At 38.3% G+C, this 569-nt stretch carries 1 protein-coding gene; it reads right to left on the bottom strand.

Going from position 1 to position 569, the window contains the following annotated elements; translation table 11 throughout:
• Positions 1-385: 385 nt before the first annotated feature.
• Positions 386-569, bottom strand: a 184-nt coding sequence (locus B879_RS22800) for a hypothetical protein (RefSeq protein WP_157231818.1), incomplete at its 5' end; no start/stop codon positions are given.

Genomic DNA, 569 nt, shown 5'->3' with positions numbered 1-569 from the left:
CCATAGCCGTCAGTTTAAGGACTCTGAAACCACTGGGTCGAGCTGATTTATGAACAAAACGTAGATCCCCCTTGGGATCTTTCATCCTTTTGTTCATATTTATATTAGTTTTTAGTTGTTTGAAAAAGGCGGCTCAACTTGGTCGTTTTCCGCCTTTTTCTTTATTTAAATATAGTAATATTTTTCAAAGAAAAGGGATAAAAAACCAAGAAATTTACTCGAAAAGAAACAGATTTTAAGGGAAAAATTTCATGATGTCTTTCAGCCAAAAGCCATTAACCTAATCGCCCAGGAAACCGGTTTCTGTACCAGGAAATCCAAACTTGACGGTTTCGGTTTTCTGCTTAGCTTGATGTTTTCTTATCACAGAGGAAAATTTTTCAGCTTACTGGATATGGCCTCTTTTCTCTTTGAGCAATTCGGTGTCAGTATTACCAAGCAGTCCCTGCATGACCGTTTTACCGCTCAGGCAGTTGCATTTTTGAAAAGATGTCTTGATATCCTTTTGTTCCAAAAGATCAGATATCGGGGCGATAAAGAGCTGCTTAAAACCCATTTTCGCAGGATCC

It is taken from the genome of Cecembia lonarensis LW9, assembly GCF_000298295.1.
Lineage (GTDB): Bacteria > Bacteroidota > Bacteroidia > Cytophagales > Cyclobacteriaceae > Cecembia > Cecembia lonarensis.
This window is presented reverse-complemented; position numbering and strand designations above follow the sequence as displayed.